23 protein-coding genes are annotated in these 23,657 nt (G+C 39.7%); 11 read left to right on the top strand and 12 right to left on the bottom strand.

Features of this window, described 5'->3' with window-relative positions; translation table 11 throughout:
• Window positions 1-24 precede the first annotated feature (24 nt).
• Together MTF66_RS24730 and purU are read right to left on the bottom strand one after the other, a co-directional pair.
• Window positions 25-1,911: a hypothetical protein gene (locus MTF66_RS24730; RefSeq protein ID WP_248528994.1), complete on the bottom strand. Its 1,887-nt coding sequence runs from the start codon at window positions 1,909-1,911 to the stop codon at window positions 25-27.
• Window positions 1,912-2,387: 476 nt separating this feature from the next.
• The gene (purU, locus tag MTF66_RS24725) at window positions 2,388-3,218 is read right to left on the bottom strand and encodes a formyltetrahydrofolate deformylase (protein WP_248528993.1); all 831 of its coding nucleotides are present in this window, start codon (window positions 3,216-3,218) and stop codon (window positions 2,388-2,390) included.
• 406 nt (window positions 3,219-3,624) lie between these two features.
• On the opposite strand from purU, the gene MTF66_RS24720 reads away from it, so the two are divergent.
• Both MTF66_RS24720 and MTF66_RS24715 read left to right on the top strand, forming a co-directional pair.
• The gene (locus tag MTF66_RS24720) at window positions 3,625-5,292 is read left to right on the top strand and encodes a methyl-accepting chemotaxis protein (RefSeq protein ID WP_248528992.1); all 1,668 of its coding nucleotides are present in this window, start codon (window positions 3,625-3,627) and stop codon (window positions 5,290-5,292) included.
• A gap of 223 nt (window positions 5,293-5,515) precedes the next feature.
• Window positions 5,516-6,868, top strand: coding sequence for a magnesium transporter (locus tag MTF66_RS24715; protein WP_248528990.1), 1,353 nt, complete (start codon window positions 5,516-5,518; stop codon window positions 6,866-6,868).
• A 356-nt stretch (window positions 6,869-7,224) separates the two neighbouring features.
• On the opposite strand, the gene MTF66_RS24710 is transcribed toward MTF66_RS24715, so the two are convergent.
• From MTF66_RS24710 to MTF66_RS24680, 7 genes are all read right to left on the bottom strand, one after another.
• The gene (locus MTF66_RS24710; RefSeq protein WP_248528988.1) at window positions 7,225-8,220 is read right to left on the bottom strand and encodes a GGDEF domain-containing protein; all 996 of its coding nucleotides are present in this window, start codon (window positions 8,218-8,220) and stop codon (window positions 7,225-7,227) included.
• Between the two features lie 166 nt (window positions 8,221-8,386).
• Window positions 8,387-8,782, bottom strand: a complete 396-nt coding sequence (locus MTF66_RS24705) for a DP-EP family protein (RefSeq protein WP_055013212.1) — start codon at window positions 8,780-8,782, stop codon at window positions 8,387-8,389.
• 23 nt (window positions 8,783-8,805) lie between these two features.
• Window positions 8,806-12,060, bottom strand: coding sequence for a winged helix-turn-helix domain-containing protein (locus tag MTF66_RS24700; RefSeq protein ID WP_248528986.1), 3,255 nt, complete (start codon window positions 12,058-12,060; stop codon window positions 8,806-8,808).
• A 62-nt stretch (window positions 12,061-12,122) separates the two neighbouring features.
• On the bottom strand, window positions 12,123-12,950 hold the full coding sequence (locus tag MTF66_RS24695) for a mechanosensitive ion channel family protein (protein ID WP_248528984.1): 828 nt from the start codon (window positions 12,948-12,950) through the stop codon (window positions 12,123-12,125).
• A 37-nt stretch (window positions 12,951-12,987) separates the two neighbouring features.
• On the bottom strand, window positions 12,988-13,719 hold the full coding sequence (locus MTF66_RS24690) for an LrgB family protein (protein WP_075169714.1): 732 nt from the start codon (window positions 13,717-13,719) through the stop codon (window positions 12,988-12,990).
• Window positions 13,712-14,065, bottom strand: coding sequence for a CidA/LrgA family protein (locus tag MTF66_RS24685; RefSeq protein ID WP_054201771.1), 354 nt, complete (start codon window positions 14,063-14,065; stop codon window positions 13,712-13,714). Before MTF66_RS24685 ends, MTF66_RS24690 begins: the two co-directional genes overlap by 8 nt.
• An 83-nt stretch (window positions 14,066-14,148) precedes the next feature.
• Window positions 14,149-14,940 (bottom strand): crotonase/enoyl-CoA hydratase family protein, encoded by a 792-nt coding sequence (locus tag MTF66_RS24680; RefSeq protein WP_248528982.1) that lies wholly within the window; start codon window positions 14,938-14,940, stop codon window positions 14,149-14,151.
• Window positions 14,941-15,228: 288 nt separating this feature from the next.
• Here MTF66_RS24680 and MTF66_RS24675 point away from each other — a divergent pair, with 288 nt between their 5' ends.
• From MTF66_RS24675 to MTF66_RS24665, 3 genes are read left to right on the top strand one after another with little or no spacing between them, the layout of a single operon-like run.
• Window positions 15,229-15,549, top strand: a complete 321-nt coding sequence (locus MTF66_RS24675; RefSeq protein ID WP_055013217.1) for an HI1450 family dsDNA-mimic protein — start codon at window positions 15,229-15,231, stop codon at window positions 15,547-15,549.
• Window positions 15,550-15,595: 46 nt separating this feature from the next.
• Window positions 15,596-16,408, top strand: a complete 813-nt coding sequence (locus MTF66_RS24670; protein ID WP_054201958.1) for a DUF481 domain-containing protein — start codon at window positions 15,596-15,598, stop codon at window positions 16,406-16,408.
• A gap of 27 nt (window positions 16,409-16,435) precedes the next feature.
• Window positions 16,436-16,921 (top strand): hypothetical protein, encoded by a 486-nt coding sequence (locus MTF66_RS24665; protein ID WP_054201768.1) that lies wholly within the window; start codon window positions 16,436-16,438, stop codon window positions 16,919-16,921.
• Window positions 16,922-16,980: 59 nt separating this feature from the next.
• Here MTF66_RS24665 and MTF66_RS24660 read toward each other — a convergent pair whose 3' ends face one another.
• Both MTF66_RS24660 and ygfZ read right to left on the bottom strand, forming a co-directional pair.
• Entirely contained in the window at window positions 16,981-17,466 is a 486-nt protein-coding gene (locus MTF66_RS24660) for a peptidylprolyl isomerase (protein ID WP_008111743.1), read from the bottom strand.
• A gap of 11 nt (window positions 17,467-17,477) precedes the next feature.
• A complete protein-coding gene (gene ygfZ / locus MTF66_RS24655; RefSeq protein ID WP_010387787.1) occupies window positions 17,478-18,389 on the bottom strand; it encodes a tRNA-modifying protein YgfZ in 912 nt (303 codons plus the stop codon).
• 150 nt (window positions 18,390-18,539) lie between these two features.
• Here ygfZ and MTF66_RS24650 point away from each other — a divergent pair, with 150 nt between their 5' ends.
• Both MTF66_RS24650 and MTF66_RS24645 read left to right on the top strand, forming a co-directional pair.
• Window positions 18,540-18,791 (top strand): succinate dehydrogenase assembly factor 2, encoded by a 252-nt coding sequence (locus MTF66_RS24650; RefSeq protein ID WP_010387788.1) that lies wholly within the window; start codon window positions 18,540-18,542, stop codon window positions 18,789-18,791.
• A gap of 55 nt (window positions 18,792-18,846) precedes the next feature.
• Window positions 18,847-19,203: a hypothetical protein gene (locus MTF66_RS24645; RefSeq protein WP_041709681.1), complete on the top strand. Its 357-nt coding sequence runs from the start codon at window positions 18,847-18,849 to the stop codon at window positions 19,201-19,203.
• Here MTF66_RS24645 and nadB read toward each other — a convergent pair.
• The gene (gene nadB / locus MTF66_RS24640) at window positions 19,178-20,788 is read right to left on the bottom strand and encodes an L-aspartate oxidase (RefSeq protein WP_010387791.1); all 1,611 of its coding nucleotides are present in this window, start codon (window positions 20,786-20,788) and stop codon (window positions 19,178-19,180) included. The two genes, MTF66_RS24645 and nadB, sit on opposite strands and share 26 nt — an antisense overlap.
• Before the next feature lie 244 nt (window positions 20,789-21,032).
• Between nadB and rpoE the strand changes: the two genes are divergently transcribed.
• From rpoE to MTF66_RS24620, 4 genes are read left to right on the top strand one after another with little or no spacing between them, the layout of a single operon-like run.
• Complete coding sequence (gene rpoE, locus MTF66_RS24635) at window positions 21,033-21,614, top strand: RNA polymerase sigma factor RpoE (RefSeq protein WP_010387792.1); 582 nt, start codon at window positions 21,033-21,035, stop codon at window positions 21,612-21,614.
• Window position 21,615: 1 nt separating this feature from the next.
• The gene (locus tag MTF66_RS24630) at window positions 21,616-22,230 is read left to right on the top strand and encodes a sigma-E factor negative regulatory protein (protein WP_248528980.1); all 615 of its coding nucleotides are present in this window, start codon (window positions 21,616-21,618) and stop codon (window positions 22,228-22,230) included.
• 4 nt (window positions 22,231-22,234) lie between these two features.
• Complete coding sequence (locus tag MTF66_RS24625; protein ID WP_010387795.1) at window positions 22,235-23,188, top strand: MucB/RseB C-terminal domain-containing protein; 954 nt, start codon at window positions 22,235-22,237, stop codon at window positions 23,186-23,188.
• Entirely contained in the window at window positions 23,189-23,638 is a 450-nt protein-coding gene (locus MTF66_RS24620; RefSeq protein WP_075169710.1) for a SoxR reducing system RseC family protein, read from the top strand. It abuts the gene before it with no gap.
• Window positions 23,639-23,657: the final 19 nt, after the last annotated feature.

The raw sequence follows: 23,657 nt of genomic DNA, 5'->3' as shown, positions 1-23,657 counted from the left end.
AATAAGGTGGCATATATAGATAAGCTAGTTTTTTGGCTCAGACGTTAAATCGTCTTCCTGACGTAAAAAACCAGCGGCTTCCTCATCATCTTTGGTTAAAGCTGGCTGCATAGGCATAGCCCGTGTTTGCTGGTTTAACTGGTGCAGTTGCGATGCATTGCCTAAATCGCGTTCGCTAGTGATAGAGGCAATTGATTCTCGATCTTTCAAAAAGGCAATTACATCTTTTTTGATTGCTTGTAATTGACCTTCATCTTTATGCATTTCCATAATATGTCGAGGATGCTCGAGGTTTTTCATGCCTGTAGCTGCAAAGGTTGTAGAAACAATGCGCGAAACAATCACCCAAGGCGTTATGCTGCTACGTACCAAGGTATTTTCCGAGCGTGTGCTATCATGAATACCGGTACCCGTTGATATTTTTGACTCAGTAAATGTGCCCTCGCACTTGAAGTACACGAGTAAAGATTCAAATTGCATTTCAGCAAAAAATAAATGGGCACTATTGCTCAGCAGCTGAGCAAATGCTTTAACTAATATGCCGATAAGCAATAAATGAACACTTGCCATTAACAGCTCGCTAAACTCAATAATATTTTTATTATTAAAGGCTTGTTCAATACTATTTATATTAGCAGCGTCAATATAGTGGTAAATATTAATAAAAGAGTAAGCAAGCAACACAGTAAAGGTAAGCGCTACAATGTAGAGTAAGTTACCACTAATTAACGCAACTAAACGAGAAAGGTTAAAGTGCTTACCTAAATCCATTGTGTGTAGTTTAGGCTGAATCTCTTGAATCATTTCGCCTTTAAACCCGCCTTTTCCTTCAATTTGCTCTTGTAGTTTAGGATCTAGCTCACGATAAACCCTATTAGGTACTTCTTTATAACGGCGATTAGCCATTACTAAGTTATCAAGATTTATAAAAATTTCATCTGGATGAACAGACTCTTGCCAGTTTTCTCGTAGTTCTGATACTTCAGCGCTTGGTGTCACTTCGTTTAAACGCGCTTTAATCATCACAAAAACAAGTGCACAACTAAGTGCAGCTAAAATAATAATGGCAGTTAAATAGAGGCCCGCGTTAAGGTTGGGTAATTGCTCAAGCCAATTGTCTATTTGTTGTTTGCTTATGCGCTGTTCCTGCATTATCCACGACATAGACAGGCCTATAGCAATGGGCAATATAAAGGATAAAGAAATGATTTTAGCAAGAGCACCAGTACCTAAGGCTTCAATATTTTTCTCTGCATTACGTGAAATAGGTTTGCCAGAAGAGCGCCAAGAAAACAGCACATAAAACATTAATATGGCACTATATATTGGAAAAGCTAGTTCGCCAGCTTCACCGGTAAAACCAGACAGTGACACAAAGGCGACCAATGCGTAAGCGATAAGAGCAACCAGTGTGCTTATCCATGAGCCAAATAAACGTTGGGCAACATTACGTATTGGGTAGGGTAAAAATAATAGTTTTGGTACTAAACTATGTAGCAAACGCGATAAAAAGCCATTCGGCTCTTTAAAAGTACTGTTTTTGCGACCAACAAGCATTTCTTCTAATGTTTGCGCAGTGTAGGCTACCTCGTTTTTTTCTTCTTGTGCAGTTGAGGTTTGCGACTTGCTAAAATTAAACGCCAGCGATGTTGGGTGGTTTCTACCTACGAAGTACTTAAGTGTTGCATAAATACCACCCGATAAAGTCCGAATGCCTAGGGCGAGTATTAACATGCCAAATATCATTAAGATCCAACCTGCTGTTGCATCTTCTTTTACAGAGCTAGACGCGATAACAAGCAAGCTGACGCCAACAACAGATTCAATAAGCCCTCTTATTGCTTTTACTTTACCTTCCAGTTTGAAAGGGTTTTTTAGTCCAAGATCGATTGATCCATAATCAAAAGCCATCAAATGCTCCTTATAAATAGTAAACCCTAAAAAGGGAATATCAGCATAGCTAAAATAATGCATGCATTAAGACATTATTGCTTAATTTCTGATTATATATCAATAATATTGTTCAGCTTAAGGTTACTTGAATATGATAAGTTAAATCTCTTAAAAGTTGTTATTGCTTAAAAGGGAGTGTAGTAAATAACCTGATATTTCAGCTAATCCATAAAGTGAATGGTTTTGCCAAGAGGAAAATTGCATATTTTGGCCGTGGAAGTTGATAGTAAAGGCCGAGGAAAATAATGATATAAATCTAACAAAAGGCTCTATTTTCGGTTCTATTAGGTTGAATTTACTTGCAATAGAAAACAGCTGATACGTAAATTTACTTTGTTTTAATAAAGTCTCTTAATCAATGTTCAGGTTTAGTTATATTGGATAAACAAATGCCAGCTTATTAGCTGGCATTTTTAATAGCTATATAAAGCTAATTATGAAAATACGACGGTTTTATTGCCATTAATAAACAGCTTATGCTCTGATGCTAGTTGCAGTGCTTTACAAAACACCGTTTTCTCCACATCTTTACCCATTTTAGCCATCATCTCAGCTGTATTCGCATGGGTCACACTCGACACGTCTTGTAAAATAATAGGGCCTTCGTCTAGCTCATTATTAACAAAGTGAGCCGTGGCACCAATAATTTTCACACCACGTTCAAATGCCTGGTGATATGGTTTTGCACCAATAAAAGCAGGTAAAAATGAGTGATGAATATTAATTATTTTACCCTCAAAACGACCCACAAATTCAGGGCTTAAAATACGCATGTATTTAGCTAGGCCAATAATGTCAGGGTTATAGCTGGCAATTAAGTCACCGACTTTTTCGTCGTGCTCACTGCGCGTAAGTCCTTCATGAGAAACCACATGAAAAGGAATATTAAACCCTTTCACTAGAGGCTCTAGAGTAGGGTAGTTAGCGATAACGGCGAGTATCTCTATGTTTAGAGCTTGTTCAAATTGCTTTAATAACATGCCGCCCAAGCAATGAGCTTCTTTTGTAGCTAATAGTACCACTTTGGTTTTTTCTTCACCGTGCAGTGCCACTTTTGCGCCAGCTGGTAATACGTCGCGAAGTTGTGACAAAAACTCAGCATGTGGTTCGCCTGTAAGCTCTGTGCGCATAAAAAAGCGTTGTGCATCTTTATCAACAAATTCGTTGTTACGAATAATATTTAAATTATGCTGATCACACAGTCCGGTAATTTTGGCGATTAAGCCTATATCGTCTGCGCATTGGGTGGTTAGTATATAACTCATTTTCCTCATTCTTACCCAGTGGTTAGTTGCTTCATTATTTGTGTTTTAATTTAGAAAGCAAGACCTTTGTGTGATAGCCAATGTTTAATTTTAATTTACGCTAAGATAGCGTTAGTAAGGTTAATTTAGCTTTAAGTAAGTTTAACAAATTGTGTTCTAGTAAGGATTTAAAACAAGGAACTAAATCAGTTGTTTATTACTATGTTTATACTATTGTCTAGTTAAAAAGTTGTTTTTAGTGTGCTTTACTAGCATACGAGTATATTAAATTGCGAATTAACTCTGTTTGTGCTTAATTTGTATACAAGTGTGGCGCTATTGTAAGTAATATAAACAATGGAAACTTAGCTGCTAAGCGGCTGAAAAATAAAAAGCTTAATGGCTTATAATGTTAATTGGAGAAATAATGGGTAATTTAAGCTTAAAAAACAAGTTGCTACTGTTGGCTGTTTTACCATTGATAGTATTACTAATCAGTTTTATGGCGGGCTCTTATTATTTAGAGAAGCAGAATCAACAGCAAAACTTTAATGAGTTCAAAACTAAATTAATTGCTGATAAACAGACTCTATTAAGAACAGAAATAGAAATCGGCTCTAAAGTAGTGCAATACCAATTAGCACAAGGAAATGAACAAGACGCTAAAAATGCGTTGCGAGATTTAACCTTTGGCGAAGATGGTTACTACTTTATTTATGATACCGATGGTATTAGTGTTTTTCATGCATTACTGGGTGATGCAATAGAAGGTCAAAATAAAATAGGGATGACCGACCCAAACGGTAAAAAAATAGTGGTTGGCCTACTTGAACAAGCTCGTAAGGGCGGTGGCTCGTTTACCTATCATTTTCAAAAGCCCAATACCACAGGCTTAGTCGAAAAGATTGGCTATGCAGCCATGATCCCAGGTACTAATTGGATGATAGGCACTGGCACATATATGGATGATATTGAAGCTGAGCTGGTAAAGTATCAAGCGACCATGGAGCGCCATTTAAGTGAAAAAATGACCACTTTGGTTTTAATATCATTTCTGCTTCTTGGTTTAGCAGCAGCCGGTGCGTTGTATGCTTCTAATAATATGCTAAAACCGATTAAACGTATGGTGCAAAGCTTAGATGATATTGCTAAAGGGGAGGGGGATTTAACCCGACGCTTAGAAATAGATACTCATGATGAAATTGGTCAGTTAGGTGAATCTTTCAATGTATTTGTGAGCAAGCTACACAGCATTATTGCCGGTGTGGTTGATGTAACAAGTGACGTTAAAACAGCCTCTTCAGATATTAATACGCAAACATTACTCATAGAAGATAAGTTATTAAAGCATAACCATGAAACCGATTTAGTGGCAACGGCGATTACCGAAATGTCAGCAACCTCGCATGAAGTTGCGCAAAATACCACACAAGTTGCAGTGTCAACGCAGGCGGCAACAAAAGAAGTGGCTAACGCGCAAGATTGTGTGGATGTTTCACTGAGCGAAGTATCAAACTTAATGGGCGAAATTAATCAAGCAGCAGAGCAGGTTAACTCGTTAAGTGAGCAATCTAAAAAAATTAACAGCGTATTGAGTGTAATTGGTGGCATTGCTGAACAAACAAACTTATTGGCATTAAATGCGGCAATTGAAGCGGCACGCGCAGGTGAGCAAGGTCGTGGTTTTGCGGTGGTGGCTGATGAAGTTAGAAGCTTAGCGAGCAGAACCCAAGACAGCACATTAGAAATTAACGAAATGCTAAGCGAGTTACATAATTTAGTAACGGCAGCTGTTGATGCTATGCATGCGAGTCAACAAAGCTGTAATCGTTCAGTTGAGTCTTCTCGCGCTATTTCTGAAAGCTTAGGTGCGGTAACCACGTCCGTGACCACCATTAATGATATGAGCACACAAATTGCTACAGCGGCAACAGAGCAAAGCAGTGTGACAGAAGAAATAAACCGTAACGTGTATGCGATTCAAGAAATAGTTAATGAATTAACACAGTCGAGTAAAACCACTTCTTCAGTAAGTCAGCACCTAGCAGGGCGAGGTGAAAACTTGGGTGACCTAGTAGGACAATTTAAAATATAGATAGCGTGATTTAAATTGCTAACTACGCTAAGCCGTAACATTATTTGTTACGGCTTTTTTATTGGTTAGCGCTGAGTGGGAGATAGCAGCTATAAATATCTAACGACACAGAGATTTTTTAATATTTTTATTCGTCTCTAATGTACACTATTAGCTATTCTTATTAATAAGTGCTTACTTATTACAGTAAATTTATAGTGAAAGACTATTTTAGGGTTTTGAAATGATAGAGTATCCGGTTGATCAGTTACCACAACTCATAAACGACTTATTGCAGTGTGATACCACAGAGCGCAAAAATAAATTACTTATAGATGCTCAACAAACCTTATCAACCGAACACTTATCTTTGTTGTTTGAAGCTATTCCTAAAGAGCAGCGCCTTGAAATTTGGCATTTATTAGATGAAGACACACAACACGAAATTTTCGTTAATTTAAGTGAAGATAGCTGTTTGTGGTTATTGCAGACTTTAGATGACAGCGACGGTTTTAAATTGTTGGACGAAGTTAATGTTGAAGAGTTGCTTGAATTAGAAGAAGTCATTCCACAACGCTTTACTGATTATGCAAAAAAGCAGCTAGATGAAGCACAAACCAAACAATACGAGCTGGCGCAACAATATACACCTGAGCAGTTAGGTCACTGGATTGGCTTTGACTTTCTAAAGGTGTCTGACAAGCTCACTGCTGGTGGCGCTAAAAAGCTGCTACATAAAGGGTTACCGCAGTACAGCGAAGTGATTTATTTAGTGAGCCGTAAAGGTAGCTTAATCGGCGAAGTGGCAGTTAATGACCTAATAAAAGCAAATGATAACGAGAGCTTAATGACTCTTGCTAATCATGACTTTACTTCACTGCACGCAGACCATGATTTATATGAAGCCGCCGAGGTGGTTATTCACAGCGAGCAAATGGCTATGCCTGTGGTTAATGCAGATAACAAACTAATAGGACGTTTAACCATTGCATCGGCTTACGAGTTACGTCAAGAAATCGCTGACGAAGCAGCAGCAAAAGCCGGTGGTTTACGTGAAGACGAAGATTTATTTGCCAGTGTTCGCAAAAGTGCTAAAAACCGTGGTATTTGGTTAGGTATAAACTTAGCAACCGCATTTTTAGCCTCTTGGTTTATAGGTTTGTTTGGCGCCACCATAGAACAAGTGGTGGCTCTTGCGGTATTAATGCCAGTAGTGGCGTCAATGGGCGGAATTGCCGGTAGTCAAACCTTAACGGTTATAGTACGCGGTCTTGCGCTTGGTCAAGTTACCGACTCAAACCGTAACGCTCTACTCAAAAAAGAGCTGCGAGTAGGGGCGGTAAATGGCTTGGTGTGGGCTTTAGTAATTGGTTTGCTAACTTACCTGTGGTTTAACGATATTATGCTTAGTATAACCATTACCGTGGCAATATTGCTGAATTTAGTGGCTGCATCGTTGGCGGGCGTAGTGATCCCGTCTATTTTAGATAAAATGAAAATTGACCCTGCATTATCAGGCTCAGTTATTTTAACCACAGTAACTGATATTGTCGGCTTTGTGACCTTTTTAGGGTTAGGCAGTTTATTGTTACTTTAGGGTCTGTTGATCTTTCAAGGTTAAATTTGCAGCAGTCTGTTTGGTATTAAGGCAAGGCAGAGCCTATGTGGTGTGGTTATTCCCCATAAATAGGCGATAACACAGCATCAATGCCAAACAGGCGCTGCCCGAAGGGTTCTGCCTAAGGGCGATTTACTCTTTGTTGCTCGGTTTTTACTTAGCCCACTAGGTTACAAACCTCGCGCCGCGATTAAATAGCCCCTAGTGTGAACGAATCTTAATCCGTAAAGGTCAACAGACCCTAGTTTAATCAGCTGTTATTTAACTAAACGCCACCTCCATGAAGTGGCGTTTAATATGGATATAGCGTCATGAAAAGGCCTTTAATTTAAACTTTAAACAATCGTACTTATTTTATTTCTGCCTTCCGTTTTTGCCCGGTATAAAGCCGTGTCTGCGGCATATAACAGCGCCTCGTAGGTGCGGTACTGGTTATTATTTTCACAGGCAATTCCTTGGCTTACCGTAATTTTAACCTCTGGCGGCAAACCTAAGTCGGTAAAGCTCATTTGTGCAATTTGTTGTTGTATATGGTTGGCCACAACGGTGGCGGTTTTTATATCGCAACGGGGTAAAATAATTGCAAACTCTTCACCGCCATACCTAGCAGCTAAACACTCTCTAGATGGAATGCACTGTAATAGCATTTTTGCTATTTTCTGTAAGCATTTATCGCCTTTAATATGCCCGTAGGTATCGTTGAATTTTTTAAAGTGGTCAACATCAATTAATATACTGGTTAAAGGTTGTTGGCTTTGAATACTCTCTTGCCAGTATTTTTTTAACGACTCATCTAAAGCTAAACGGTTAGCAAGCCCAGTTAAATGATCGGTTGAGGCCTGTATTTTTAAACGGTTATACATGGCTTTATGAGTACTAAGATCGTGAAGTATACACACGTACAACTTTTGCGCCGATGTGATACTTTTTGGCATGCTTGATATTGATAAGTCAGCTTCAATCACATCGCCATTGGCTTTGTTTATAGCAACTTCATTTGGGCCAATGCTAAGAGGGGTGTCCTTAATACCAATCCAATTTAATAAGGTCTGTTTATATTTATCAAGGTCTGAACCGTGTAAAAAAGACAGTAAATTTTCGCCTATCAGCGACTGTTGAGAGTAACCAAGTAATTGAGCAGCTTTTGGGTTGGCAAATTCAAAACCACCCTGTTCATTAAGGACAAAAATACCTTCGGCGGTTCCATTAAATAATTCTATTAATGCATCAAATTGAGTATGCGAAAAAGAGGATGATAAAGCGCTATCGAAGGGCAATGCCTTATCGTTATCAGTTGCTGCAGTCTCTTTATTGTTAATTTGTTTCGACACGTTTTAGCCTTAGCGTGGTACAGACGTTTTTGATGTCTACAAATTTACTTAAAAAAGTGCAATTAAACCTTTCGGTAATCTTCTGATTTTAACTGTTTGATATTTAATGACAAAAAACCATGCTTGCACAGGTTTCAAGTAACCTGTGCAAGGTGAAAATCAATAATTAATCGTTGCTGAGTAATTTTTTTTCATTTATAACTTGTGGATCGGCACTTTCATAGGCTTTGCCATTGCACTCAACATTAAATACTAAACAGGCAGTGCCAGGGTTTTCATCGGTGTCGATAATGGTAATTGTGCGGCCGTTATCGCTCACTTTAAAGCTGAAGTCTTGGGCGCAAGGTGTTTCTTTATCGACATCAGTAATAGTTGCGCCAGTAAATAAAAAGCCTTTAGCAAGCGTGGCTTGATCTAAACTATAAATGCCCGCGGTTTCGGTTCTTACAACTCCGCCGCCTGTAGCCTTTTTGTCATTCATAGAGTATGTAAAGTTAGCTTTGTCGTCACTGTCTAGTACAATGTTAACTGTAAAGTGAATTTGTTCTTGAGTGTTATTCATATTATTTCCTTTTTTATTCATAGTCATAATGTAAAATTAGTAATGCCTAGTTTTACTAGGCTTGCTTTTATCTTGGGTATTTCGTTTGCTCGGTTTAAGCAAGTGTATGTTTGCACTTGAGGGTACTTTACGTGAATGCTTTGGTTTATTTTTACTGTTTGAATAATGGCGTTAAAGGCATTTAAGCAAAATTGCTCTCGTTGTTCGCTGGTTGTTGCTAATTTAGCTTTGAGTAGGTTTATATTTATAGGGGCTAAGTTATCTTTATTTTTCATTTTATTAGTTATGTATCTTTTATATTCGACATCACTCTCGAGGATCGTTAATAACTCTTGTGCTTTAAGTGAGAGGTTTCTGTCAATGAAATAGTGAATCAAACTAATTTGTATATTGATAGGTCTGATATTATTAAAGCTTTGTGACTTTAAGAACGTAATAGTTTCTTCTACCCTTGGATCAATATTTCTGTCATTAGACAGTATCAATAAGTACACTAAAGAGTGGTAATACATAAGCTGGAACTTATTGTCTTTGGGGTCTTGTTCTAAAGCCTTGCTTATAATTTTGTTAGCAAGAAGTGCTTTTTGATAGGCTATTCGTTTATCGGTTAAATAACTCAGTAAGAAACTTTGTTGCATGTGTATATTTGCATTCATGTAAAGAAGACTTGCGTCATTGGGGTGGTTAGAAGCCATTTTTTTGACTACAGTTACCGCCTTTTCTAACATATCTATTGCGAGATTAAAGTTACCTAAGTTACCTTCAGTTTTTGCAAGCCAACTAAGGGTATCGGCCTTATCGCGTAATAAGTTTTTGTTGCTGGGTTTAAGCTCAAGGGCTTTGTTTTTAAGAACCAGCGATTTTGTAAAGCGTTCTTTCGCGGCTGTGTAGTCAAATTTCTCTGTGTATAAAGACCCCAGCGAATTATGTGAATACGACAACTCCATAATGGCATTAAAGTCATTGGGTGCTAATGCATACATGGTTTCGCTGTAGGCATGATATTTTTTAAATAATGGCTCAGTGGCGGCGTAATCGCTTTTATCATAATGAAGCTGACCGAGCCAAAAGGCATTGGCACCGGCAAGCGTTAGTAACTCTAAGTTGTTTGGCTGGATTTTTAATAATGCCTCAAGGCGAATGCGGGCGTTTTCAAAGGCGGTAAAGGCTTCATCGGTTTTACCCCGTGAATAGGCGACTTCACCCATGGCCTCAAGGGTTTGTGCGTACTGAAAGCGACTTTTAAATTCTCCTTGTTGACTGCTAAAGTTAAATAGCGAGCTTGGTTTATCAACTTGATTAGTAAAATATTCAAGTGCTTTATTACTAATGCCATCAAGTAAGTCCATACGCTTTACGCTGCGTAATTTATCGGCAAAATCACCAACCATAAACCCTAGTAAGCTTTCGGCCTCTTGGCGCTTTTGCTGTGCAAGTTGCTGCGCTTGAAAGCTGGTAACACTCATAAATAGGGCAACACAGGTAAGTAAACAAAGCAGAGCGACGGTGCCGCGTTTTATGGTTGTTTTTGTTTTACTGTGTTTAAGAGAGCTGGTTATAAGCGCGCGTTCGTCATCGTCTAGTTTAAATATGTTGTCGTTTAATAAGGTAACGGCCTCTTGCAATGGTTTACCCGGTGCTAACAGGTAGGCGTTACTTTTGTGCTCATTAAGCCATTGCTGCGTGTGGTGGTGTAAGCGGCTTTTTATAGCAAGGGCATCTTTATGGTCATTAATCCACTGTTTGGCACGTGGCCATTGGCGTAATAATGCCTCGTGGGCAAGGCTAAAGTAGGCTTCTTGGTTTTGTAAATGCGATACAAATAAGCGGCTATCGACCATGGCTTGAACCAGCTCTTTTTGGCTGGTGTTGGTTAACGCTTGCAAGCGGGCTGCGCGGCTAGTAATGGTTTTACCATCTGGGTTTAGCGTTACTAATTGCGATAACACGCTTTTTAGTTGCTGTTGTTGCGCTTTAGAAAGCCCTATAAATACCTCTTCGGCTTTTTTACCAATGGCACCCTCAATACCGCCGAGTTTTTCATACACACTGTGCAATAACTCATTATTATTACTGCGCTGTAAATACAGCTCTTGCAGTGTGTATTGCAACATGGGCAGGGCATCAGGGTTGTTGGCGGTATCTGCGCAAAGTATTTCATCCAGCGGGGTTTTGGTGTTTGGGTCTTGTGAAAACGTTAAATTAGCGGTTAACGCTGGCAAGCGAATAATTTGTTGTAGCTCATGGCGATTTGGCGGGGTTAAATCGTAATGCGCGCCATGAGCTTTGCCCACCATAAGGCTTGGTTGCTCAACCACTAAAGGGTAAAAATCGTTACGACAGGCACTAAATACAATCACCGCTTTAGAGGTCGCTAAACGCTCAATAACAGATAAAAAATGACTTCGGGTGTCGTTACTAAATAGCGGTGAGGAAAGTAGCACTTCTAAGCGGTCTATAAACAAAAACAATTGCGGCGTTTTTGCTGCTGTTTGGGTATTTGCAATTGTATTTTTTAAGCAACTAATAACATTGTCTATGTCATGTTCTAGTTGCTGTGCCAGCGTTTGTGCGCTTAGCCCTGTAAATACTGGAATGTCGTTAATATCCCAATCGAGCATAGCTGAGGCGAGATCTAAATACAGCCTATTTTGAGCTACATCTGCAAAGTCGAGTTGGGTGTACGACATTACTCTAATGCCGTTATAGCCTCGCTCGTCGAGTAGTTTTGGCAATATACCCGCATTAACTAATGATGATTTACCCGTGCCACTAGGGCCAAGGATTAAACAAAATGCGCGCTGTAATGTTACTTGGTTTGATACGCTCTCTAATAACGTGCTGATGGCATGATTACGACCAAAAAATAAGTGGGTATCGGTTGGGTTGTATGCACTCAAACCTAAAAAAGGAGAGCCGCCTTGCCAGGTGTTAACTTGGCTGGGGAGTTCATCAGCCAATGGAAACTCAACCGTTGCAATAACCCTATAACCACGTTTACGTATGGTTTCTATGTATTGCGGGGCGCTTGCCTTATCACCCAGAGCTTTTCGTAACTGAGTGATAGTTTTATGCAGAGGGTTATCGCCGGTTTCTGTGTTTGCCCAGCAGTGAGTTAATAACGCGTCGCTACTCACAATCTCTGCTTGGTTTTGACACAAGTACAGCAACACATCCATAGCTTTGGGTTCTAGCTGTTTTTGTTCTTCAGCGCGTTGAATGGTGTTACTGGCAGGAGTTATTTGCCATTCACCTAAATAAAAGGGCGGTTGATGCATAATTGGCTCATTTTTATAGTTATAAGTGCATTTAGCTTTTTGCTTTAATTACATGACTCATGCTAGTTATTTTTATTAAGTGTAACAATGCGCTGTGGAAACGGAATTTCGATATTTGCATCGTTAATTGCTTTATACACGCTGGCGTTAATAGCGAGCTTAGTTTCAATAATTTTAGTGGTAGGAACCCAGTATCGATAGCTAATAGTAACGCCGCTATCAGCAAAGCGTTCTATGCCAACTTGTGCATTGGGTTGCTTAGCAACCAGTTCGTGATTAGCTAATGCGTTTTCAATAAGGCTGATCGCAGTATCACTAGAGGCGCTGTAGGCTATGTCTATTTCACCTTTTACTAAAGAGTAGTTAAATGAGTTATGCAGGATTTCGCCAACGATATGCTTATTGGGAATGGTTATTTCTACTTTTTCTTCATTAATTAACACGGTGTGACCCAGTTCAATTACTTTTACTTGGCCACTAACCCCTTTTACTTCTATGGTATCGCCTACCACAAATGGCCGCGTGGCAATAATAGCAAGTCCCGCGCCATAATTAGAAAGCATGCCTTGTAATGCTAAGCCAGCACCTAAAGAAGCGGCACCTATTGCAGCAACAAACGGGGTAACACTAATGCCAATTTTACCAAGCGCAATTATGATCACCATAATGATCAGCAGTACTTTAACTACATTACTAACAAAGTTAGTTAAGGTGATATCAACGTTATGTCGAGTCATCAAATTGGCAACTACTTCGGCAAGTTTTTTCGCCACCCAAAGACCAACCAGTAGAATAAAAACAGCACCGACTATTTGCATACTATAGGTGACTAAATACTCGGTAAGTAGGGCGTAGTACTTTTCAAATTGTTGAATTTCGGAACTGATCATGGTGAGCTCTAGTTTTAGTTATATTGGTATCAACTTACTATAACAAAGTGCTCACTAAAATTGGATATAATAGTGGTACTATCACAGCAGTTAATAGCGCACTCAATGCCATAGCCACCGATGAAAACGCCCCTATTTTTGGATGTTCGGCAATTGCAGCCGCTGTACCTATAGCGTGACAGGCCGTTCCCATTGCAATGCCTTGTGCCTCAAAGTTAAATATTTTAATTAATTTTAGTAACAAAAAGCCAAACAAAGCCCCAAGCAAACCAATAAAAATAACCATAGCAGCGGCTAGCGAGCTGATCCCGCCAAGTGAATCGGTGACAAGTAATGCAATAGGTGTAGTAACGCTAAGTGCCGCAACTGAAGCGCTGAGCTGCGATGGGACAGCAAATAAAACACTTAATACAAAAGCCACCAGTGTGGCGTTAATAATGCCAATACTGCAGGTGACTAAAATGAGTAAAAAGTTTTTTCGAATATGCATAAACTGCTGATACAAGGGGAGGGCTAACGCGACTATGGCCGGCTCTAATAACCACGTTAACAACCGACTATGCGATGCAAATTGTGAATAAGGTAATTTAAGGTTAACGAGTAATAAGGCAATAATGCCGATACTTAAAAATACGGGGTTCGTGAGGGATTTTAAAATGCTGTGACTTACTCTCACATTGAGCATTTTTAGTCCAAAAAAAAGAGTAATTATAAAAGGGATGGTCAACCACCAAAGGCTTGGCGTTATTGCACTGATTTGCTCATTCATTGTTTTCAGTGCCCTTAAAGTGGCCAACCACACTGGCTACTAAAATTAAGCTACTCAAGGGCACTATAATCATCACGGTGGTTAAAAATGGCCAATGTGTTTTTATAAGTCCCAAGTGTTCAATAAAACCAACGCCTGCAGGAATAAAGAAAATAGGCATTACATTTAAAATAGGCGAGGCGCATGGAGTAAGTTGCTGCTCTTTAACAATGCCTGATAAAAGTAGTACCAGTAAAATAACCATTGCTAATAGTGGCGCAGGAAAACTGGCATCAATAAAGTGCATAATAAGTTTACCTGCTGCTAAGCAAAGCAAAATGATAGCGCTACTTAAAAAGTATTTCATGGCGATGACTCAATACAATAGAGGATTATCACTTTAACAAATAACGCTGTTTTGTGCATTGTGCCTTAGTATTACCATCAATGTTACCAGTGCTTGGCGTTTGAAAACTCAATACCAGTTTTACCTTTTGCTTTAGCAATGGCTTTTTTAGTATTGGGGTTGCTTAATAAGCGAATTTGGCTCCATGTTTCTTTAGCGAGTATTTTTCGAGCTTGGGCTTTATAGCTTTGTTGAGTTACTCGTTTTATTGCCGCCAATGTGTCAGGTGAACGCGCTTGTAATGTTTCAAGCATTTCTTTAGTTGCTTTATCGGTATCGTCGGTTGTTTTTGTTACTAAACCGAGTTCAAAAGCGTCTTGTGCGTTTATTGGTTCAGCATGGCTTGCTAGCCAAAGTGCTTGGTCGCGTTTTACTAAGCCTGAAAGCATAACATTAGCGCCCATGTCTGGGCATAACCCCCAGCGCGCTTCCATAATGGCGAGTTTGGCGTCGTGGTGAACAATTCGGTAATCGGCACCCAGTGCTATTTGCAACCCTCCACCAAGACAGTTTCCGTTTATTTTAGCAATTACAGGCACACTCAATGACTGCCAGCCCAGTACGACCTTTTGCGCTAGGTTTTGATTACCAGGTAGCCATTTGAATAGGAGCTTTATGATATTGAATGGTGAGGCCATAACCGCGTTAATATCGAGTCCCGCACAAAAGTGTTCGCCTTCACCGGTTAATACAACCGCACGAATACTGGCATCTCTTTTTATATTTTTAATCACCTTGTTAAGCTCAACAAACATAGCAAAGCTTAAGGCATTTTGTTTTTCTACACGATTTAATGTAACAGTGGCAATACCCTGTTTTTTCTCTAATTTTATCATTATGCACTCCTCTGACCTGTTATTTGAGCTTATGTTTTTATTGATGTTAAGTAAAGTGGATGAAGATGAATAAAAACAAAGTGAATTTTTTAATGTAAGTTGGGTCTATTCCCTTTAAAGGAAAATTTAATTTAAAAGGTCAGCAGACCTTAATACAAACCCATCCAACAATATCTATAAGTATTAGGTAAAAGTAAAAAAGCCAGTATTTAACGTGTTTTTTTTATCAAAACCCTAGCAACTTTTGATATTATGGCGCCAACTTAAAAGCTCAGAGGTTAACCATTCATGTCAGGTCCACGTTTATTTACGGTAGAAGAAGCAACTCATCAAGCTTATGATATTTTTTTAGAGCTGGCTCCCAATAATTTAAGCGACAAAGATATTGAAGAATTTAACCTACACCGTGAAGAACTAGGCTTTATTGAAGAAGATGAGCCCGATGAACAGTGGCAAGACTTTGTTGCCCTAGAAATTGAACCTGAGCATTTTATTCAAGTATTAGTTGGCCTTGAGTTTGATAACGAAGACGTATTATTTGCGAAAATTTTAATTAGCCGTGATAAAGACGCGCCTTTTTGTCATATTTTGTGGAAAGAAAGTGAATAACCATTTCTCTGCTTTTTTGTTATTGCCATATGTAAGAGAACGTATTTTGCGAAACTCCTTTGTATTACTGCTTTTATTATTTAGCTGCTTTAGCTGGGCAGTTGATCCCTTTGAAGATTTTCATGAGTATGGGGAGCTCTCTGATGAAGAAATTCATGAGTTACACAAAGGCGAAGTATTGTATGGTGATACCGAATTTGGTTTTATTTTAAGTAAAGGTAACACTAATTCAACCAGTTTTAAGCTTAAAGGGAACCTTTATCAAGATTTTGAAAACTGGCGAAATCAATTCAAAATAGACTCTTTGTACAAACGTGACGAAAACGAAGAAACGGGTGAGTCGGATGTGACTGCTAATCGCGTGTTTTTCTCTGCACAGGGTAACTATAAAATAGGTGTTAAAAACTCGTCTTTCTTTATTTACGGGGATTATGAAGAAGATCAATTTAGCGGCCTTGATTTTAAAAGTACGGTAGCAACCGGTTATGGCGCACGTGTTTATCAAGGGGTTAAAAATAAGGTAGATATAGATATTGGCCCAGGTCTATACCGCTCAGTTGCTGATGATGAGTCAACAGCACTTGAAGACGACAAAGACAAAATGGGTTATTTACTTCGTATTGCAATGCAGTGGGAGAGGTTGGTATCTAAGCGTACCCGATTTAATCAAGATATCAGTATAGAACAGTCTTTGTCTGGGCTTAACTCTCGGTTAAAGTCAGAAACGGCATTAATTAGCCAAGTGGTTGGCGCGGTATCGTTAAAGTTTGCTTATATGTATCGTTATAATTCTAAGCCTGAAGAAGATAAGCTTAAATACGATTCAGAGCTCAGTGCAACCTTAGTTTACAGTTTTTAATTTTTTAACTTTTTAATAGAGAGTGTTATGTATCAGCATAAGCAGTATGCGGTATTTATATTTGTAGTATTAGCGTGGATCAGCGGTTTTGTTGCGCTTGCATGGAATTTAATTGGTGCCGATGCCCCGTTAATCGTATTTGCCGGTATTTTAGTGCTGGTGGGCTTTTTGTTCCACGGTTTAACCATTAAAGTTGACGAAACTCATGTTAGCTGGGCATTTGGCCCTGGTGTTGCAGGCCAAAAATTAGCATTAGAAGACATAGTGGATGTAAAGGCAGTACAAAATTCATACCGCCATGGTATTGGTATTCGCATTACACACGATGGGTGGATTTATTCGGTATCAGGCTTTAGTGCGGTGCAATTAACGCTTAAAGATGGCACTCAGTATCGCTTAGGCACGAATGATCAAGCTGGATTAGTTGCTGCGCTTGAAGATAAAATAACCCCAGTTGAAATGCCAGCAGCAGAGCCTCAAGCCAAATTACGAACACAGAATAATATGCTATAAAAAAAGCGCCTTAGGCGCTTTTTTTATAAACTTATAGCAATTTTATTATTTAGCGGGTTTTAGTGCTCGTGGCCACAGCCGCCTTCACCATGTACGTGGCCATGCTCAAGCTCTTCGGCTGTTGCATCGCGTACTTCTAAAATTTCTACATCAAAGTTAAGTGTAATGCCGGCAAGTGGATTATTACCATCAACAATCACTTCTTCGTCTTGAATATCGATGATCATTACTGATTGGTCACCGTCATCTGTGGTTGCACGAAATTGCATGCCCACTTCAATTTCCATACCTTCAAACATTGATTTAGGTACAGCTTGCATTAAGTGATCATGACGCTCACCGTAACCTTCTTCAGGCTCTACTTTTACGCTTAGTGTATCGCCAGCTTGCTTGCCTTGCAGCGCGTTTTCAAGCCCTGAGATCAGGTAACCTGTACCAACGATAAAAATTAATGGCTCACCGCCAAATGAGTTATCAATGGTATTGCCGTCATTATCTAAAACAGAGTAATGCATTTTTACCACTTTATTTGCTGCAACGATCATAGTCATTCCTATTATTCATCTTCAAGAGAGTAAGGTAGAGGCAGAATGTTTAGCTCTACCGAAGGGGTGTGTTTTGCACGAAGAGTCTGATCGATATCAGTATCGTTTGGCAACACGACCAAACCAGTTAAAGTCTGTGTTTGTTCATTATAGCTTTGCGCAATAAGTTTACCTGCGCGGCGCCAGTTTTCACCTAATTGAGTTTCAATGTCGGGTGCTTCGAGTAACCCTTCACTTTGCCCAGAAACGATATACATAGCACGTTTGTTTTTGCCTAGGTACTTCATACGTGCAACGGTTTCTTGGCCTGTGTAGCAACCCTTTTTAAAGCTAATGCCGTTAATGGCTTGCAGATTAACCATTTGCGGTACGTATTCATCAATCGCATCGACACTTAATTGCGGTTCACCAGCGAGTATAGACGCTTGTTGCCATAGGGCATCGTTGTCGAGGGTCGATACGTCGTCAGGTAGGCAAAATTGGCTATCAACCATCAATAAAACGCGGTTTGATGCAAGTTTAAGGGCTTTACCGTGAGCGAAGTCACAAGCCGTTGCGTCATCGCTGAAGTGAATATCGAGTTGTACGAGTATGTCTGTTAAGTTATCGCCAAGTAGACCAATTAATCGCTCTGATGCTTTATTAATTTCAACTTTTGCAAATACAGCGTATTTTTTTAATTCAGCTAGTGAACGTTCGACTTCTGCACTTGAACCAGCTAAAAAGTAACTTTGTTGATAAGAAAATAGCTTAAATACACCCCATAACTTACCTTTTGCACTGCAGTGACCTGCCCACAAAAAGTTATCGTTGTTAAGTTTATTTAGATCTTGAGTGATTTGTCCGTGGAGGTACGATAATTTATCTGCGCCTGAGAGGCTAATAACCTGATGTGATAAAGGACATGCATAAACCTGAGACATAAACACCTTCTTTGCAATAACAAATGAGGTCACATAATAACGTAGTTAAAGCGTATGGTACAGCGACTAACAGACGATGTTTTTATAACTTAGTGCTGTTAAATTAACGCGTATTTGGTAAACTCGAGTTAATTAAATATGAGGTTTAAAATGGTTGAAATACATAGTAAAGCACGTATCCGTTGGGCTTGTCGCCGTGGCATGTTAGAGCTAGATGTTTTGTTTATGCCGTTTGTTGAAGAAGCTTATGATTCGTTAGATGCTAAACAGCAAGCGATTTTTCAGCGTCTATTAACCCAAGAAGACCCAGATTTATTCGCTTGGTTTATGGGCCATGAAGAATGTAAAGACGCAGAGCTAAACAGCATGGTTCAGCTAATTTTAGACCGAGTTCGTGTATAGATTTACCGTTACAGATAATAAAACAGACCACAAACCGATTGTGGTCTTTTTTTGTGTGCTGACTCTAGTGTTGTGCTTATTTATGAACTCGGTGGTGGCAACTCTTTTTTGTATTGCACTTAATACACTTGCTGGCATTATTGTTTGGCGAAAAATCGTGGCTGCTCAACCACAGCAAGGCATTATACTCTTAGAGCCGAATCAATTTCGTTTTGAAGGATCAGGCAGGCAAATTCAAGGGGTAATTAGTAAGCAAAGCCGGTTACTTGGTCAGAGTGTGTGGCTGTATATTAATGGCTTTAGTAAAAACTATTGGCTGATTATCTCAGCCAATAGTGTTGATGAGCAAAGCTATGCGCGCTTAAAACGGGCAACACTTGAAGCAATTAATTACGTAGCGGAGTCAAAATAGTGGGCGTTGGGTTCTCATTTTGCTCTGGATAATCAATAGTAAAGTGTAGTCCACGACTTTCTTTACGTTCCATAGCGCTTCTAATTATAAGCTCGGCAACTTGCACCAAATTACGTAACTCAAGTAAGTTATTACTCACTCTAAAGTTTGCGTAATAATCGTGTATTTCCTGTTGTAGCAGTTCAACACGATGCAGCGCACGTTCAAGGCGTTTTGTTGAGCGTACAATCCCCACATAATCCCACATAAATAATCGTAGCTCATGCCAGTTATGGGTGATCACGATTTCTTCATCTGAATTAGATACACGGCTTTCATCCCAACTAGGTAAATCTACCAGCGCGGGTGCGGTCTCTATTTTACTTAAAATGTCTTTTGCTGCTGCATGGGCAAATACAATGCACTCTAATAATGAGTTACTTGCCATGCGGTTAGCTCCATGTAAGCCGGTATAAGCCACTTCACCCACAGCGTATAAATTTGCTAAATCCGTTTTGCCGTTAAAGTCGGTCATTACGCCACCACAGGTGTAATGTGCCGCAGGAACAACCGGAATTGCCTCTTTGGTTATATCAAGCCCTACGCTCAAGCATTTAGCGTAAATAGTAGGGAAGTGTTCAATAATAAAATCTTTGTCTTTATGGCTAATATCTAAATATACGCAATTTGCGCCAAGGCGTTTCATTTCAAAGTCGATAGCGCGCGCTACAATATCGCGAGGAGCGAGTTCTTCTCGTTCATCAAACTCTTTCATAAAGCGAGTGCCATCAGGGCGTTTTAAATAGGCCCCTTCACCACGCATTGCTTCAGTAATTAAAAAGTTTTGTAATTCTGGGTGGTAAAGACTGGTTGGATGAAATTGATTAAATTCCATGTTAGCAACGCGACACCCTGCACGCCAAGCCATTGCTATGCCATCACCGCTAGAAACATCAGGGTTAGAGGTGTAAAGGTACACTTTACTTGCGCCACCGGTTGCTAAGGCAACAAATTTTGCGCCAATGGTTTCTACTTTTTTGGCTTTTTTATTCCACACATGCATACCGTGAACATGTGACCCCGTTTTACCGATATTTTTATCAGTAATTAAATCAATCGCATTATAATGCTCTAACAAGGTGATATTACTGTGCGCTTGAACTTGGCTAATCAGCGTTGTTTGCACTGCTTTGCCAGTGGCATCGGCAGCATGCAAAATGCGTCGATGGCTATGACCCCCTTCACGGGTTAAATGAAAGCGCTCTTTACCTTTACTATCAAATTCCATATCAAAAGGCACGCCTTGATCAATCAACCATTGTAGGCAGTCATGCGCATTACTGGCAGTGTAATGTACAGCTTCTCTGTCACACAAACCGCCACCTGCATCTAAGGTATCTTCAACGTGAGACTCTATACTGTCATTTTTTTTATCAAAAACAGCGGCAATTCCGCCTTGGGCATAAAGAGTAGAACCTTCGGTTAATTCACCTTTACTGATCACGGTAACGTTACAGTAATTAGCCAAAGATAAAGCAAGTGATAAGCCTGCTGCGCCGCTACCAATAATAGCGACATCGGTAATGTGATGTTTATTTTGGTTCATCTGTGAGGTACTTTGCGGTTACAATGCTCAGATAGAGCAATATTTATTTTTAATACTTATAGTTGTACCATATTTGTTGAACTACTACTAAGTGGTTTTAGCGTATAAACACGTAATTTGTAGCTATTTTATAAAAAAACAATATGAGTCAGAACTTTTTATTCATCTAAGGGTCAGAGTAGGTGTGAACAATGGCGACACTATGAATAATAAGCAAGAATCAATCAGAGGAGTACCGGCTCGAATGAGCGAGCAGGAATTAGATTTAGCGTTAGTGAAAAGGGTTCAGCAGGGAGATAAAAACGCCTTTAACCTATTAGTTAAGAAGTATCAGAACAAGATTGCCGGTTTGATCTCACGTTATGTATCAAATCAAGGTGACATTGCTGATGTAGCACAAGAAGCGTTTATTAAAGCGTACCGTGCCCTTCCAAACTTTCGTGGTGACAGTGCTTTTTATACTTGGCTTTACCGTATCGCCGTTAATTGTGCTAAAAATTATTTAGTGGCTCAAGGGCGTAAACCGCCAGCAAATGATATAGATGCTGACGATGCCGAGTTTTATGAAGGTGCAGATTCAATGCGTTCTAACGCGTCACCTGAAAATTTACTATTAAGCGAAGAAGTACGCGCTGTTATTTTTAATACGATTGATAGTTTGCCTGAAGATCTTAAAACCGCGATTACTCTTAGAGAAATTGAGGGTATGAGCTATGAAGAAATAGCCGTGGTGATGGATTGCCCAGTCGGGACGGTACGTTCGCGTATTTTTCGTGCCCGTGAAGCAATTGATAATAAATTAAACCCATTGATAGGCGAGTCTTAGTATGACAAAAGCACACGTTAACCGCTTAGATAACGAATCGTTATCAGCATTACTTGACGGTGAGCAAACTTTAAATGATGCCGCTATTGCATCAGATGATGTTGCTACGTTTGGCCGTTACGCGTTAATCGGTGATGCAATGCGAGCTAAAGAAAATAACAATAATATGGACTTTGATATTAGCGATCGCATTTCGTTAGCACTTGAGAGTGAGCCCGTTTATGCAGACTTTAGCCAGTCTGACAGTGTGGCAACCCCTTCAAATACCGAAACAGACAACAAAGTAGTGGCGTTTAATTGGCGTAAACCGGTTGCCCAATTGGCAATTGCAGCAAGTGTAGCAATGTTTACTATTGTTGGCGTGAACACCTTACCGCAAGGTGAAGATGCTCCACAAAATGAAATTCCTTTACTGCAAACCACGCCGTTAACCGGCATGGCGTCGCCAGTAAGCTACTCATCGGCACCTGCACTTGATAACGCAGAGCAAGGTTTGCGAGAGCTTCAGCAGCAACGCATTGGCGCATTAGTACTTGAACATCAACGTCAAGCGCGTGTAGCTCATTCGTTAAAAACAGCTAAAACAGATGAAACATCCCCAGAGGAAAAAAACTAATTAGATGAAAGTAATTACTTTTATTATGTCATTGGTGCTGAGTTTTAATACTTTTGCCAATGACACAAACCCTGCTAAAGATTTACTGCTTGAAATGGCCAGTGCAGTTCACACTCGTAATTTCGACGCCTCTTTTGTTGTTGTTAAGGGTAAAAGTATGGAGCCCTACCGTTGGGTGCATGCTAAACAAGGTGATATAGAGCTTGAACATTTAAGTTTGCTTAATGGTGCAGGCCTTGAAATGATCCGCATTGACGATCAAGTTACCTACTTTGAGCCACAATCAGAACCTTACTCGTTAACAACTGACTCGATTGCAGGCCCCATCCCAGAAGTCTTATTTAAAGATATTAACCGCTTAAGTGCACATTATGACTTTGTGCTTGGTGGTAAAGGCCGTATTGCGGGGCGTCCTGCTCAGCTGGTTCGAATTGAATCTAAAAACGATGACAAATATAACTATTGGATTTGGATTGATACTGAGTCGTCTTTATTGTTGAAAGCCGCCTATGTGAATCACCAAGGCGAAGCGCTTGAGCAATTACAACTTACCCACATTAGCGTAACTGAGCAACCGGCAAGCTTATTATTAGAAGTACTTAATCGTAATTTTCCAACACCATTACCCGCTAATTCAATTGATGAACAAAGCAAAGCGAATGCTATGAATTGGACTATTGGATGGCTACCTGAAGGGTTTGAATTACTTAAGTCCGATAGACATAAGCTCGACTTAAACAATGAATTAACAGATTACTATTTATTCTCTGATGGGTTTGTTGAGGTATCAGTATTTGTGCAACGGCCACTACCTGGTAAGCGCTTAAGCGGAGCTCTCACCTCAGGAGCAACCACTATTTATGTGCACAACGGCGGAAATTTTGATGTGTCTGTGGTGGGGAACATTCCAACCATGAGCGCCAAAGCGATTGCTGAGTCTGTTTCACGGGCATTATAAATGATAGAACAAACGTTAACCGTCGTGGCCCTTAGTGGCCACGTTGCGCATTTAGAAGCCCAACAAAAGCAGGCCTGCGAAGGCTGTAATGGTCGTTGTGGCTCTCAAGTGTTTAGTAAGTTATTTGGTACAGCAAAGAAAACCTTACCCTATAAATTCGAAACGCAATTAGAAGTTGGACAAAAAGTGACTATGTCACTGGATGACAGCCATGTTGTAAAACATGCTTTTGCCGTTTACATGCTCCCCTTATTTTTGAGTTTAATCTTTGCCTTAATAACCAGTGAATTAATACTATTGGCTGAAGGTTGGCAAATTTTAGCAGCGATATTGGGTGGCATCACCGGCTACTTAATTGCTAAAACGTGGGTAAAATCACTTAGGCATGAGATTAAAGTGATAAAAATTCATCCAATTAGTCTTCCTTTAACTCAAATAGATGGTGATTGACGCCAATTAAATGTAAAAT

Source organism: Pseudoalteromonas sp. 2CM39R (assembly GCF_023161845.1).
The sequence above is the reverse complement of the archived record's forward strand: the minus strand, read 5'-3'. Positions and strand labels throughout refer to the sequence as shown.